General features: G+C 47.2%; 11 protein-coding genes and 1 pseudogene. 7 read left to right on the top strand and 5 right to left on the bottom strand.

All coding sequences use genetic code 11. From position 1 onward, the window contains the following. Positions 1–191 precede the first annotated feature (191 nt). From KB892_RS07630 to KB892_RS07615, 4 genes are read left to right on the top strand one after another with little or no spacing between them, the layout of a single operon-like run. Complete coding sequence (locus tag KB892_RS07630) at positions 192–1,187, top strand: restriction endonuclease (protein ID WP_000996055.1); 996 nt, start codon at positions 192–194, stop codon at positions 1,185–1,187. Then, complete coding sequence (locus KB892_RS07625) at positions 1,184–2,272, top strand: ABC-three component system protein (RefSeq protein ID WP_000127329.1); 1,089 nt, start codon at positions 1,184–1,186, stop codon at positions 2,270–2,272. Before KB892_RS07630 ends, KB892_RS07625 begins: the two co-directional genes overlap by 4 nt. Continuing rightward, positions 2,269–2,763: an ABC-three component system middle component 2 gene (locus KB892_RS07620; RefSeq protein ID WP_000076577.1), complete on the top strand. Its 495-nt coding sequence runs from the start codon at positions 2,269–2,271 to the stop codon at positions 2,761–2,763. The genes KB892_RS07625 and KB892_RS07620 overlap by 4 nt, the downstream gene beginning before the upstream one ends. Continuing rightward, complete coding sequence (locus KB892_RS07615) at positions 2,760–4,640, top strand: ATP-binding protein (protein ID WP_047669463.1); 1,881 nt, start codon at positions 2,760–2,762, stop codon at positions 4,638–4,640. The genes KB892_RS07620 and KB892_RS07615 overlap by 4 nt, the downstream gene beginning before the upstream one ends. A gap of 283 nt (positions 4,641–4,923) precedes the next feature. On the opposite strand, the gene KB892_RS07610 is transcribed toward KB892_RS07615, so the two are convergent. Together KB892_RS07610 and KB892_RS31645 are read right to left on the bottom strand one after the other, a co-directional pair. Next, positions 4,924–5,943, bottom strand: coding sequence for a DUF4917 family protein (locus KB892_RS07610; protein ID WP_001119745.1), 1,020 nt, complete (start codon positions 5,941–5,943; stop codon positions 4,924–4,926). Positions 5,944–6,070: 127 nt separating this feature from the next. Beyond that, a pseudogene (locus KB892_RS31645) lies at positions 6,071–6,410 on the bottom strand (IS630 family transposase); the annotation flags it as partial. Between the two features lie 927 nt (positions 6,411–7,337). On the opposite strand from KB892_RS31645, the gene KB892_RS07605 reads away from it, so the two are divergent. From KB892_RS07605 to KB892_RS07590, 3 genes are all read left to right on the top strand, one after another. Next, a complete protein-coding gene (locus KB892_RS07605; protein ID WP_000511710.1) occupies positions 7,338–9,584 on the top strand; it encodes a retron Eco8 family effector endonuclease in 2,247 nt (748 codons plus the stop codon). Positions 9,585–9,698: 114 nt separating this feature from the next. Then, positions 9,699–10,799, top strand: a complete 1,101-nt coding sequence (locus tag KB892_RS07600) for a reverse transcriptase domain-containing protein (protein WP_000659976.1) — start codon at positions 9,699–9,701, stop codon at positions 10,797–10,799. A 558-nt stretch (positions 10,800–11,357) separates the two neighbouring features. After that, positions 11,358–12,461: an AarF/UbiB family protein gene (locus KB892_RS07590; RefSeq protein ID WP_009484398.1), complete on the top strand. Its 1,104-nt coding sequence runs from the start codon at positions 11,358–11,360 to the stop codon at positions 12,459–12,461. On the opposite strand, the gene KB892_RS07585 is transcribed toward KB892_RS07590, so the two are convergent. The 3 genes from KB892_RS07585 to KB892_RS07575 form a co-directional block, all read right to left on the bottom strand. Then, positions 12,458–13,429, bottom strand: coding sequence for a sensor domain-containing diguanylate cyclase (locus KB892_RS07585; protein WP_002911798.1), 972 nt, complete (start codon positions 13,427–13,429; stop codon positions 12,458–12,460). The two genes, KB892_RS07590 and KB892_RS07585, sit on opposite strands and share 4 nt — an antisense overlap. 206 nt (positions 13,430–13,635) lie before the next feature. After that, complete coding sequence (locus tag KB892_RS07580; protein ID WP_004180471.1) at positions 13,636–14,472, bottom strand: alpha/beta fold hydrolase; 837 nt, start codon at positions 14,470–14,472, stop codon at positions 13,636–13,638. A 193-nt stretch (positions 14,473–14,665) separates the two neighbouring features. Then, entirely contained in the window at positions 14,666–15,241 is a 576-nt protein-coding gene (locus tag KB892_RS07575; protein WP_004175291.1) for a hypothetical protein, read from the bottom strand. Positions 15,242–15,371: the final 130 nt, after the last annotated feature.

The raw sequence follows: 15,371 nt of genomic DNA, 5'->3' as shown, positions 1-15,371 counted from the left end.
AGTTCTGGATGCACTTGTAGGCACTGTACGATTTGGAGTTTGTCGAAACTGAATCAGGAATGGCTATCAGATCGCTCCCTACTGGCCTAACTGTTTACTATTGTAAGATTAACAAGCATACGAAGCCTGAATTGGGAAGATTTATGACGGAAGGGCTTACATTGATGAGTGTATTTGGAGGGAAGTAGCGCATGAATGATGCACCTTCAGACATCATATTTCACTATCCACCGGAGCTGTTCAATCTCCTGGTGGATGTTGTGCCGTTGCTCAATCGCTCTAAGCAGGATGTGCTGGTTTTCTTCCGGGGCGCAGGAGTACCTGACAACATAACTTCTGACATTGCAGTTCACTTGAGGGCTGCACCAAAGGATGTCAACAAGTACCAGATGGTTCGCACGGTACTTGAACGCCTCAACGCGAAGGGGGAACACGCTCTCCGTGAACGGCGCGAGGTGCTGCGGCGCGTGGTGGACTTTGCGAACTTTGATTCGTGCTGGCCCGCAGACCAACTTAAGGCCAAAGGTCTTGTCGCCAGTATCCGCGAAGTCGTCAACCAAAAAGACGCTTTCACGCGCATGAACAATGCCCGCGAAGAAGAACGGCAAACCCGCCTCGCTGAGTCACAGCGGATCGCAGCAGAAAAACGTGATCGTAGTTATAGAATCGAGAATGCCAAGCAGGGTTTATATAAATTATTTGGCACTACTGCGACTGCACAGGAAAGAGGAAAATTGCTGGAGACGGCTCTCAACAATCTTTTTCAAGCCTACGGTGTTCTCATTCGTAAATCCTTTCATTTGGTTGGTGAGGCTGGTGAAGGGATCGTCGAGCAGATTGATGGGATCATTGAACTCAGTGGTGTTCTGTATTTCGTTGAAATGAAATGGTATCGCAATCCGGTGGGTAAGCCTGAGATTTCAGAGCATCTTGTTCGCCTCATGTCGCGTGCCGAGGTTCGAGGTATCTTCATTTCTGCCAGTGACTATACAGAACCAGCCATTCTTACGGCACGTGAATTTCTGCAACACAAAGTTGTAGTCCTATCCACGCTTCATGAGATCGTCCGTCTGCTTGAGCAGCAAGACGACCTTTCAGAGTTCTTCACAAAGAAAGTCCAGGCTGCGCAGATACACAAAAACCCGTATTTCTGCCCACACGATAGCCAAGCACAAGGTGCGTTATGACTGCGAGTTGGATGGACATCAATAAGCCGCCGAGCCCAGCAACCGCTGTTACGGCAGCTCAGGTGGCGAACGGCCCCATTTTTCCACCGCAGCAAAGACTACTGACCTACTCACCAGACGAGTGGGAGGGATTCGTCGAGGAATGGGCTTATTACTGCCTCACGACGAAGTATGAACACGTCCTGCGTTTCTCTGGTGCTGGTGATATGGGTATTGATGTCGCCGGGTTCGTTGGTGATGAACGCCTGCTGGGGGTTTGGGACAATTTCCAATGCAAGCACTACGGTAATGCCATCAGGCCTAGTGATGTTTGGGTTGAGTTCGGGAAGATCATCTGGTACTCGTACAAAGGTGAATATACGGTCCCTCGTCGCTACTACTTTGTTTCGCCACGAGGTGCTGGTACGTCGCTTAGCCGCCTATTTTCGAATGACACGAAGTTGCGTGAGGAATTGTTAGCTAACTGGGATAAGCATGTGAAAAATGCAATCACTAGCACACAAGAAGTGTTACTCGACGCGAAGCTTCGTGCCTATGTAGACTCATTCGATTTTACCATCTTCGACGCCAAGACTGCGCTTCAGCTTGTTGACGATCACAGAGCCACACCGGTTCACACAGCGCGCTTTGGTGGTGGACTACCAACGCGGCCTGCATCTGAAAAGCCGCCCCAAGAAGTTGCCGCCACCGAGAGCCGCTATGTGACGCAGTTGTTCGGCGCATACAGCGAACACACAGGAACAATAGTGACTGACCCTTCGGCCTTGCCCTTGCCGAAACTCAAGGATCATTTCCGTCGCCAGCGCGAGGCGTTCTATGAGGCTGAGTCACTGCGCGTCTTCGCACGTGATAGTGTCCCGCCAGGCACGTTCGAAGCTTTGCTGGATGACATTCATGATGGCGTTATTGATACACATGACGGGAACCATGCTGACGGCTACGAAAAGGTCTGCGCTGTCACCAAGGCTGCCCGCGACATGCAAATTACGGCAAACGCCCTCATCATTTGTACTAACCCCAAGGATAGAGACGGAATCTGCCACCAACTTGTGAACGAAGAGCGCCTTCGGTGGACACGATCATGAGCCAAGAACATAAGCCAATTACCTTCAATAGCCCACTTGAGGCGGGTATACGTGCGGTCTCGATTCTGGGTGCTGCCTATCCGCAAACCTACGACCTCCAGCGGCTTGTGGCCTTTGACTACCTTCTTGTTCACACGGGCGATATTGGTGGACCAGACAATTTGCACCCACCGACGCCAATGCGCTCTGCTGAATTGCTCGTGCGCCGCAAGTTAGTTGAGCAATCACTGCTTCTGATGATGACCCGTGACCTAGTTGAGCGCGAAGTCACATCCGAGGGAATCAAGTACGGCGCGGGTGAAAATGCTGCAACGTTCCTGTCATCAGTATCTTCCAACTATTTGCTGTCCCTGAAGGATCGCGCTGTATGGCTTGTCGAAACTATTGGTGATCTGACGGATGAACAGTTCAAAGCCATGATGCGCCGTTTCTTCGATAAATGGGTCGAACAGTTTCAGAGCATTGAGCAAAGCTTAGGAGGTGATGCATGACGACAGTAACTCCCGGCTTACGCTTGCGCTTTCTCGGTTTTTTTGGGCCACAAAAGCCACCCGCTACAGTGACCTTCGGTACTGGCCTCAATGTCATTTACGGCGCATCAAACACTGGAAAATCTTTCATTGTCGAAGCCATCGACTTCATGCTCGGTGGAAAGCCGCCTCTGCGTGATATCCCTGAGCGCGTTGGCTACGACCTTGTTCTATTGGGGCTTGAAACCCTTGATGGGAAGTCATTTACACTCTGGCGCAGCATAGATGGCGGTGGTTTTCGGCTCTACGAAGACTTGCACCAGACGCCACCAACAAACGAAATTCCGTATACGCAGCTTGACGAAAAACACAGCGATAAGAACAATACGAACCTTTCATCATTCTTGCTGGATCTATGTAGCCTTGGTGGAAAGCGTGTTCGCAAAAATTCCCGGAACGAAACCCTCAGTTTAAGCTTTCGCAACATTGCGCGTTTGATGATCGTCGATGAGACGGAGATCACACAACAAAGCTCACCGCTTATTGATGGCAATCCCACCGCCAACACGCCGAACTTGGCCACATTCAAGTTACTTTTAACCGGAGCAGACGACTCCGCATTGGTCGCCACCAGTAATAAGAGTGAGCCGGAAGAGTTATCGCGCAAGGCACAATTGCGTCTTCTCGATCAGCTTCTTGAAGACTATGGTGACCGGCTCAAGGAGTTGACAAAGAGTCCTAAGGAACTCAAGGAGCAGCTAGAGAAGATTAACACCTCACTTCGTCAACAGGCGGCCCAGGTAAACACCACCGAAGATGAGTTTCAGGAGGCTGCCGGGAAGCGACGAGAATTACGCAAAAAACTGGAAGAAAGCCGAGAGCGACGTGCAGAGGTAAGTGCGATGCTTGAGCGATTCAGGCTGCTTGATAGACACTACTTGTCCGATATTGAAAGGCTACGTGCCATTGAAGAAGGCGGGACGCTCTTTAGCGTACTGAGTGCCGGGCATTGTCCTCTTTGCGGAGCGGCCCCCGATCATCATCCCCCCGATACTGGGTGTAATGGAGATACTGATGCCGTCGTTCAGGCTGCACGTGTGGAGATTGCCAAGATCGAAGTTTTGCGCACGGAACTTGTAGCTACCGTCCAAAGCCTTGAGCGCGAAGGCGCCAACTTTGATCGCAGAATACCCACTGTTGTTCGAGAATTAGAGTCGATTTCGGAGTCAGTTGAAGAATTCCTCGCTCCCAAGCTCTCGGCCCTTCGCAAGTCCTATTCAGACTTTGCCGACAAGCGGGCCGAGGTACGCGAAGCGCTGGCACTCTATGCCACTGTTCAAGACATGGAGCGCCGTCGGGCTGATCTTGAGAAGGGCACTGAGGACGAGAAGGCTGGGGTGGTTACTAACGCAGATCTCTCAAGCACTGTGGCCCATAGTTTTGCTAAGACTGTTGAAGGCATACTGACTGGTTGGCACTTCCCAGAGGTTGGGGATGTGTACTTCGATTCCAAGTCTCGAGATCTTGTAATTGCTGGAAAGTCGCGTAGTGCTTTTGGTAAGGGCCTTCGCGCCATTACGCATGCAGCTTTCACCCTCGGGCTGCTTGCTTTCTGCCGTGAGCGCCACACACCACACACGGGATTCGTTGTACTCGATTCTCCATTGCTGGCATACAGAGAGCCAGATGGAACAGAATATGATTTGACCGGTACTGACCTTAAAGATCAGTTTTACGCGTACCTTGAAGCGCTGCCTGAGGACACCCAAGTCATCGTTGTTGAGAACACCGACCCGCCTGATGCAATCATGAAGCGTGAGCAGTCTCTTATGTTTGGCAAGAATCCGCATCATGGCCGTTACGGTTTGTTCCCTTTTATAGCCGACCCTGCACAATAAATGTGTATACAAATGGGAAGTCACCAATGACTTGGTGACGATCCAGCGTTTTTTATCGAATAGTATATGTACCTCCCCTTCGCGGGTCTGGTTGCTCCAGATTTGCTATTCGCTTATCCCTGACAGGCTTAGCCAGTTTTCCGTATCCTGACACCTCCGGCCCGACGTCAGATTGCCCACGGGGTGGCTTTAAAAAAACTGGGCGATGTTGTGATTCGCCGCGCCCAGTTTCAATCTCCGTAGCTGTCCTCGCTCAGGCAACCACGTTAATCCCGCGAGTTGTCTAAAATCGGGGCAAAATTGGCTGCACCGGATGAACCCAACATCCAGGACTTTCACTGTCAAAAAAATCAACACGAACAGGCCCTAGATCGTCCTGAATAACCTGATACGCATGGTTGCAATAGACCTGATTCCAGCGATAAACGGAAACCGCTACACGTTGGATGCCGGTTCCGCGCATCCGCTTCAGAATATGACGGTCATGTTCTCCAAGCCCCCAACCAAGTATCGTTAAGGAGGGTCGCTGCGACGTAAGTACCTCCCGGTACACGGTGGACAGATAGTAGCTATTCTGGATAGAAGATACTTTCTGCTGCATCGTTCCTTCGCTAACAAACAGCGGCACCGCTTGCTCGCTGCGCCACTCTTCAAGAATTGCCTCAAGCAAGCCTTCTCCAGCGTTGTGGATCTTGAACTCCTGCTCCACAACATTTCTGCACAGGGCCAAGCTTCCATGCGGGTAGAAAACCAAGGTGTTAGTACGCTCTCTAAAAGTATCACGAAATCTCCACCAAGCATCGTCGAAGATGCCGTTCCACAAGAAACAATCCTTGAATAAATGACCATCTTGGATGTCGAATCCATAGGTCATCGTCCAGTAGATCAACAAGTCGTAATTCAACGATAAAACGGTATCGAACCCTTTGAGGAACTGGTACATATTAGGCAATTTATCGCTAACTTGCTCATATTCAGGGTGTATATCACGAACGGCCTGAATCAAACAATTTCTGACATTCAGGTAGGCTTGATGTGTGCGATTGTCTGGTATTTGAAGTGATCTGTTTACGTTGGATGCCTGCCAAACTAGCCGAAGAATCATCTCGAAATCGGATGTTCTGAAAAATTGGAAGAGTCGATTCATATCATGTGTAAGCAGACCTGCCCTGTGGGCGTAAGCCAGTAGAGAACCGTAGTCAAGGACCGGTGAAACAGCAATGCTTGCACCATTACCCAACAATATCGTATTCCGATGATAGTTAGGTGCAATTTGAGCCCAAGGCATAATAGCGTGTGGCATATCTTATTCTCTCTTTTTCCTTGGCAGTTTATTATGAAATAGCACTGATAAGCCATTTTCCACAATTTCTTAAGGATAAATCTTTTTGGTCGAGTTTAAGGCCTTTCTGTACATGTCGGCGCGGTACGCCACCGACGTAATGGACTTGCCTCATATCCGAATGCATCATACCGCCACATAATGTTTTTGGTTCTGTCCCGGCGTCGTAATACGCTTCTGTTATCCTTTGCGCATCCAGTCCACGCCAATTTTCGGATTCAGATCGATATCGGCTTCATCCAGATAAAATACCGGCTGGTCCGTCCGCCTCTGGGCTACAGCCTATTAGATGGGGAGCCACTTTTCCTCATAATGCAGATGTTGGATTTTAAGTGTTGGCGAAGCTCTGGGCCAGATCATTCTGCCCGTCTCAAGCATCTATGTAATGTAGCGGGATGCAGTGACACGTTAAAGAGTCGGTTATCGACCTCTATGTCCACAACGTGAAGGGCTGGCAATAAAACCAATATTTTTATGAGAGCTGGTGCTGTATGCGCTGATATACTCGATTACATTGAGGTCTTCTACAACCTGGAACGGCACCACAGCCATCTAAGCCATTTCATCCCGAAGGACTTCGAACAGGTCCAGTTATGAGGGCAGGAAATATCTACTATCGTGGGGTCAATCCACGATTTACCAGAAGCTGATATGGAAAATGGAAAGCATACAGGAGAAAAAATCTGCCTCTGTATAGCTGGACATGGAGCCCCTTGCTCCGCTGTGGTGAAATAGGTTGTGGTAGGATCTAGAGGCGTTAGTTCATATCTAAGATGTTAGCCTGCTTTTAACGACAAACAGGAGTAATATCATAGAGCGATTGGTTATTAGAAACATACACCGCCATCATTAAAAGTTATTTTTGGATTAACATCGTAATTCGACCATAATAATACCTCAATGATACGGAGCCCCCAAAAATTTACTATAGTAAATTCAAAATGGTCTTATAGTTTTGTTCATCCTTTATAGATAATAATAAAAAACTCTTCACTTTGAAGTTTTGCTTTTTTTAGTAATTATGTAGAACAAACACAAAGATACTATCGGTGTTATATATACAATCAAATATATATTAAAAATTTGGTTGAAATCATTAGCGATAACATGGTACAATAAGAAAATTAATTATTATATTCATGGCCATTAACAATAAGGTCTATGGGCGGTAGCGTACTTATATAAAAATTAGTTGTTATATCTATTACCAACGTAAAATCTCTCCCTCTCTTGCTAATAAGACTTATTTATAACAGAGGGGGTTCTATTCACCTATTAACTGAATTATTTTTTCAAAAATCAATTAAGTTAATACTTATACACATATGCATGATAATACCGCAGGTATATTACTTATGGGAATAAAAAGTATACGGATTAAAAACATACTCTCCTTTGATGACGTATATATTGATAGCTTTGAAGATTTTAATTTGATTATTGGTAGAAATAACTCTGGAAAATCAAATCTTTTAAAAGTATTTAAATACTTTTATGAAAAATTAGACGAGCAACGGAGCATTCCTCTTACTCTAAATTCGAATTACACGCCCTCTGGAATAATAACAATTACATATGATACAACCCGGATAAAGAAAATAGTAACCAGCACTAATAATAACTCTCGATTTCATAAACATATATACAACACTCTTTTTAAAGAACCAAATAAAAATAAATTCACCGCACTTTTCGCACCCGAAAGAAAAAAACAAAATAGCGAATATTCCTTAACACTTACAATATCAAATGATGACTCAATATCATGGTCTACGAAAGATAAAAAACTTTTATCCCTAATTAAAATTATCTTCCCTTTTTTTTATATAGACACACGTAGAATGGATTTATACAACTGGGAAGACATATGGAGAATAATAAGTAGCATTAACTCCTTCAACTTTCAGAAAATAAGCGAAGATGAAATCCTGAAATTTTTAGATGAAAATATTTCATCTAGAGATGGCGACTACAAAAAATACATCACTCGCATTACTGATGTAATTGACACAAAACCATACACCTATAAAGAGAAAGTAATTAATTATATTAAGATAGCATTGAAAGGTCATATTTTCACGAACTCAGGTGAAGATATCCTTCATCAGTCTGATGGAACAAATTCACATAAATATATTGAAACAATTATTAAGTTGCTCATTTCGTTATCACGAACCGAGTTCATAACACCTACCATATATATAGACGAACCCGAGATAGGACTACATCCAAAACTTGGCGAGCAATTTATTACAACAATTCACACAACTTATAATAGATATAAAAAAAGCGTTCCCGAAAAGGAATCAGGAAAATACTCAACACCTTATCCTTGTTTAATTTTCAGCACCCATGCACCAAATATTTTAAAGCAAACTATTAAACTTTTTTCAACAGATCAGCAGATTTTGCATTTTTCTAAAAAGAATAAACACTCCACAAAGATATCTAAATTAAACTCACAATATAGTGATTTGCGTTTTATAAATATGTTTAGCGATAATGAAGCTAGACTTTTTTTCAGTGAGTATATTCTTTTCGTAGAAGGTTCCACTGAAATGGAAGTCTTCCAAAATAGTTCTTTAGCTAGAATTTATCCTGATTTAGGCAGGATTGACATATACGCCAGTGATGATGTTATGTTGAGAAATATAAACCCAACTTATTCTCAAGCAGCAATTCCTTTTTTAATTGTTAAAGATATAGACAAGGTGATTAAGCTTGACTATAAAAATGAAATATTAAGTCTGGATGGTGATGTTTCTCTAGTTAATAAACTAATACGAAAAGGCAGTTTAAAGTTTTATAATCCATCCTTAATAAAAAAAATTGACAGCGCAAAGGAAATAATAAGAGCGGATAAGTCTAAGAAGGAAATGTCGGTTGATGGCTTGTTTTTCAAAACATTTAAAATTGAAAATTTTGTGAGGGATTTCAATAAACTGTTAAAATCATTTAACCTTAATTATATGACAACTACAATAGAGGGTGCATTAATAAATGAGCATTCTTTAAAATACTTTTACAGATGGATTTGTCATATCGTTTTTAACCAGCTAGACGTCAATAATGAAAACCCTAAAAAAATGTTTGCTGGCTTAATGAGAACGTACAATCTTAAAGATGGAGCTATAAGTATATTAAATTCGGCTTTTGTTCTCTCAACTCATTTAAGTATATTAGATCCAGTGGAGCAAAAGCTGGTATTCAAGGTTAAAAAAAGGGCTCTTTTTTTAATTAAAAAAAGCATTAAAGGAGATTTTAAAAACAATAAAGAAATTACAACCCTATTTAGACTTCTTTTTGGAGGAAAAACTGCCACACTTATAAGTTTAGAAATGAATCTGAAAAAAAGCTGTCAAAGAATAGACCCATCTATTACAGCCACAATAAAGAAATATAAAAGCAATGAGCTTAAATTCTTACTCCCCTATACCACAAAAACTAGTGGCTGGGTTACCAGTTTTTTGGATTTTACGATAGCTAAGTTAGAGCAAGAAAATGCTGATAAGATAGCCGAGAATTTACGCTTCCTTTTCCCTGAAATTATATCTATAATAGAGCAAGCTTCTTCTTCGATAGATATAGGGGAGTTTCACTGAACGATTGTCGTTCCTAGCCCCTGCAAACACTAGTTTGCCGCCGCCAATTGTCGCGATGGCCGCTTTAAGCCTCACGGGGTGTAAAGATGGTCTTGGTATCGGAGAAGAAGCTTTATGAAAGAAAAAATAAGCAAGATTGATAAAAATTTCTATACTGACATTTTTATTAAAACATCATTTCAAAATGAATTCGAGGCAGGGGGAGTTATACCACCAATTGCCAAGAATCAAGTATCAACAATCAGTAACAAAAATAAAACATTCTATTCTCTAGCTCACTCATCCCCACACTACTCTATTCAAACCAGAATTGAAAAATTCTTACTTAAAAATATACCTTTAAGTGCATCGAGTTTTGCATTCAGAAAAGAGCGCTCATACTTGCATTATTTAGAGCCTCATACCCAAAATGTCAAATATTGTCATCTTGACATTGTTTCATTCTTTCATAGCATAGACGTAAATATTGTACGTGATACTTTTTCGGTATACTTTTCCGATGAGTTTTTGGTAAAAGAGAAACAATCCTTATTAGATGCATTCATGGCTAGTGTGACTCTGACTGCGGAGTTAGACGGGGTCGAAAAAACATTCATTCCGATGGGATTTAAATCTTCCCCATCAATATCTAATATTATTTTTAGAAAAATTGACATTTTAATACAAAAATTTTGTGATAAGAATAAAATTACTTATACACGATATGCAGATGATCTTTTGTTCTCAACAAAAAAAGAAAACAATATATTAAGCAGCACTTTTTTTATAAATGAGATTTCATCCATTCTCTCCATTAATAAATTCAAGTTAAATAAATCGAAGTATTTATATAAAGAAGGGACTATTTCTTTAGGTGGATACGTCATTGAAAATATTTTAAAAGATAACAGCAGTGGAAATATTAGATTGTCGTCTTCAAAATTAAACCCCTTATATAAAGCACTATATGAAATCAAGAAAGGTAGCTCTTCAAAGCATATATGCATTAAAGTATTTAACCTAAAACTCAAAAGATTTATATATAAAAAAAATAAAGAAAAATTTGAAGCCAAGTTCTACTCATCGCAACTGAAAAATAAACTCTTGGGATATCGTTCTTATCTGCTTTCCTTCGTAATATTCCATAAAAAATACAAATGCATTAATCCTATTTTTTTAGAGAAATGCGTATTTCTTATAAGTGAAATTGAATCTATAATGAACAGGAAGTTTTAAAAAACAGCAAGAACTTATTAACACTACCTATGTCATAATTAAAAATCTCATACCATAAACAATCAGCCACAATGATCATTGTGGCCATGATGTTAGTAATATTCGACTAATTTTTTATATCAATTTAGCTCCGTGAATTCACAGAGCAATACATCCACGTGATCCACAGTACAGCGTTTAATGGTGGTCATTCTGGTGGTCTTGACGGACTAGCAATTCAGGTTTAGCTTACTTATTAGCCAGTTACTGGCAATGGCGATCCCAGTCAGAGGAGCCAAATTTAAGAAGCCTGCTTTCGAGCAGGCTTTTTGCTTTTTTGCGTCGCTGACGTTAACTCAGCATCGCATCCAGCCTGGCAAGCACCTCGTTGACAACGACGCCAGGTATGCGTTCCAGACGCTTGCCTTTCCCTACCGCCTTCCTACGCCCCGCGTGTCCTCCGTGAGCGCACCCCAGCTCAGCCTGAAAAAGCGCCTGCCAGTAGGATGAATTCACTACCGTTTGCGGGTGAGATAGCGTGGATTATCCACTCTGTCTAACGTTATACCCGGAGGCACCATGAACCTCAGACAACAGCAACAGCAGGCGTTCGATCGCAGCGGAGAACCTCTTATCGTCGGCAACGTCAGCCACTGCCCGCTGCCGCCCGAGACCCTCGCCGCACTGGGCCCCGATTCCCCCTATGTGGTGCAGGTATACGGCTCAGGCCTGACCGGCGAGGTTTATCGTCTGCGCATCGCCGGCAAGGAGTACAATTTAAAGAAACGTCGCGCCGTCGCCGGCGTTGCCAACCTCAACGGCCAGCTGTCGTTTTTAAATGAGGTACAGCGTCGGCAGGCATTGCAACAGCTGAAGGATGACCCGGTCACCGCGCCGCGCTTCACCCACATCGTCCCAACGCTGTATGCCGATTATCGCCTCGGCATCCTGCTCTCCCCCTGGATCGATGGCGAGCCGATACACCAGTTGACCCCGCCGCTGATCGCCCAGCTATTTACTACTCTGGAAGCCTGCGAAGAACAGGGGCTGATGGAGTGGGATCTCTGTAGCGGGAATCTGCTGGTGGACCGGCAGGAGCAGCTATGGCTGTTCGATTTTGGCTATATGTATCCCTTCGACCCGCTGAGAGAATTCAACAGCAATGGTCTGGCCGACCCGCTGTTCCACTTTGTCGAACGTTTTGAGACTCGCTTCTTTTTTAGCTGGCTGATGACCCGGATCCCTGACGCCGAACAGCAGCTGGCGCAATATCGCGAGATGAAGCGGCTGGCGGTCGAAAGCTACCGCCGGAAGCTCGTCTGGCTTCGCGCCCGGCGCGCTGACCCGCTGGTGCTGGCTCACTTTCAGCAGTTGACGGCGCGCTGGGAGTCGGCGCTGGCGGACCCTGCCGCGCTGAGCCGGCTGTTTGCCGTAGAGGCCTTTCGCTCACATGTGCTGGATATTGAAGACGACCTGCATGGTCAGTCCTGTACCTTACTCACCCTGCAACGCATTGATTGGGTGATAAACCAGCTGGAACAGCATTATCGCTTTATCGCCGACGAAGGCGGCCTGTTTTACGACAATGTTGGGAAATCTCAGCAGGCGCTGCTCAGCAGCTATGCGCAGAAGCGGCAGCAGGCGCAGCAGTACCTGTTGAAGGCCACCGCCGCAAAGGATTAACGGCGCTCGCGTCCCTGCTTCTGCTTCGCCTGGTACATCAGGCGGTCAGCGGTGGCCACCAGCGCGTTGAGACTGGGATGGCTGGCGGGATCATATTCGACGCAGCCCCAGGAGAACGCCAGCTGCCAGGGATTGGCCGCCTGCTGGTTGAAACGCGCCACGTTGTGGCTGAGCGTCTCCATCGCCGTCGCGGCATCGTGGCGGCTGGTATTGGCGAACAGAATGATAAATTCGTCCCCACCCTGCCTCGCGAGGATATCGGACTCGCGGAAGGCCGCTTTCATCAAGTCGGCGATGGCGATCAGCGCGCGATCGCCCTCTTCATGCCCCCAGGTATCATTGATGTGCTTGAAGCGATCGAGGTCGACAAACGCCAGGCTCACCGGCTCATGGCGGCGCTGGGCCGTCAGCAGGGCATACTCTGCCAGGGTGAGGAACCCCCGGCGATTAAACAGTCCCGTCAGCTCATCCGAGGTTGCCGCATCCAGCACCTTGAACTCATCCTCCACGATCGCCGCCAGATCGCTTAAGATCTGCATTTCATGGGCGGAAAACGATCGCGGCTGGTGATCCATCAGACAGAACGACCCGACGGTCGCGCCATCCGGCAGTTGCACCGGATACCCGGCGTAAAAGCGGATAAACGGCGCCTCAATAACCAGCGGGTTATCGTGAAAGCGCTCGTCCTGCTGCATGTCGTTGACGATAAGCGGGTCGGTTTGCAGAATGGTATGGGCGCAAAATGAAATATCTCTCGGCACCGTGTCCACATCGAGACCGGCACAGGACTTGATATGCAGGAGATCTTCCCCCACCAGACTGATGGACGCCACCGGCAGGTTATACAGCGAACGGGCAAGCCTGGTCAGGCGATCGAAGCGTTCTTCTTTTCCGCTATTCAACAGCCCGGAAGAGCGTAGCGATTGCAGGCGACGCTGCTCGTCGGGATGAAGTCCGGCTAATTTCATTGTCTCTCACTTGTCTCTTGCACAGAATTCCGCCGGGTTTCCGCAGAGAAACCCGGCGTTTTATCCTGCGAGGGGAAAATAGTCGTCAGGTACCCCATGAGTTAAGCAGATTTCCTCTGCACGTCAACCGGCGCGCCCCAGGCGACTGGCGCCCAGGGCGCTGGCGGAATGCCATTAACGGCACTCTGCCCGGCAAATAGGGCAGATCAGGCGCGGATAAACGCCAGCAGATCGGCGTTGATAGTATCGGCGTGGGAGGTATGCATCCCGTGCGGGAAGCCAGGATAAATTTTCAGCTGGCTGTTCGGCAGCAGCTTGTCCTGCAGGATGGCCGCATTTTTATAGGGCACCACCTGGTCGTCATCTCCCTGCATCACCAGCACCGGCAAAGTGATCGACTTAAGGTCTTCCGTCTGGTCGGTCTCTGAAAACGCCTTAATGCCTTCATAATGGGCTTTAGCGCTGCCGATCATCCCCTGTCGCCACCAGTTCTGGATCGTCCCCTGGGATATCTCTGCTCCATCACGATTGAAGCCATAGAACGGGCCAGAGGCGACGTCGAGATAGAACTGGGCGCGGTTCGCCGCCAGCGCTTTGCGGAAACCGTCAAACACCTCGATCGGCGTCCCGCCCGGATTCTGCTCGGTTTTCACCATTAGCGGCGGGACGGCGCTAATTAACACCGCCTTCGCCACCCGCCCCTGCGGCTGGCCGTAGCGGGCGACGTAGCGGGCGACCTGGCCGCCGCCAGTGGAGTGCCCGACGTGGACCGCATTGTGCAGATCCAGATGTTCCACCACCGCCGAAACGTCCGCCGCGTAATGGTCCATATCGTGCCCCTCGCTAACCTGATCGGAGCGACCATGACCCCGACGATCGATAGCGATGACCCGGAACCCTTCGGCAAGGAAAAATAACATCTGGTTATCCCAGTCGTCAGCGCTTAACGGCCAGCCGTGATGAAAAACAATCGGCTGAGCTTCCTTTGGACCCCAGTCTTTAAAGTAAATATTGACGCCGTCTTGGGTGGTGACAAATGCCATATTACAGACTCCTCTTTTCAGGATAACCAGCCTGCAGGCCCGTGCCTGGGCTGAACGCCGACGGCGGCCGGCAGGAGTGCCGACCGCACAGGAATGTGATGCCTGTAACAGTGTAGAAGATATTTAACGCCGGGCGGGACAACTTACCCTGTCTCGCTTGATTCGCCGATCCAGGACCAGACCGCGTCTGGTATCAGGCCGCACTCTCCTGCTGGCGGATCCGCACCATCAGCGCGCCGAGCAGCGCCCAGTCAAGCAGCACGGCGAAGGCAAAGCAGACGCCATGGCGTCCTCCTCCCGCAGTATGCCAGGTCAGCAGCGTCGCCGCGATGGCGATAGCTACGCTCAGTACCGTGGCGCCGCTGACCCGCATCCCCGGCAGCGCCGTCCTACCCGCCGCAATGCGCCAGGCGACAGCCGCTCCCGCCCCACCGCACGCCACGCCCGGCAGCAGTGCCGGCCAGTCCTGCCCGCCATACCAGGCCACCAGCGCCAGCAGCCAGCCGGCCGCTGACAGCAGAAAGGCCCAGCGCGTCGCCGCCAGGGGTGAGCGATAAAGCCAGGATTGTCCGCGTGTAAATCCCCACCCGACGCCAAAGGCCGCAATCAGCGCCGTCAGCAGACTCAGCGTGCCGGTCACCCCGATAACCGGGGGCATGATTAACAGCAAGGCCCCGGCGGCGATGACCACGCTAAGGGCGATAGCGCGGCCGCGGGGGTCGATCGTTGCCGCGGCTTCCGCGGCGGTGTAGCGGCTTACAACGTGCATAGTTGACTCCTGACAGGCGAAGCTGCATGAATTTAATTCATGTCATTGTCTTTACATGCCCGTAGCCTATCGCCACAATATCGCTTTACACAAACGCATAGTTTTCAGCCATAGATGAGAAAAACTCAGC

The sequence above is a fragment of the Klebsiella sp. P1927 genome (genome assembly GCF_018204675.1).
Classification (GTDB): Bacteria; Pseudomonadota; Gammaproteobacteria; order Enterobacterales; family Enterobacteriaceae; genus Klebsiella; species Klebsiella pneumoniae.
This window is presented reverse-complemented; position numbering and strand designations above follow the sequence as displayed.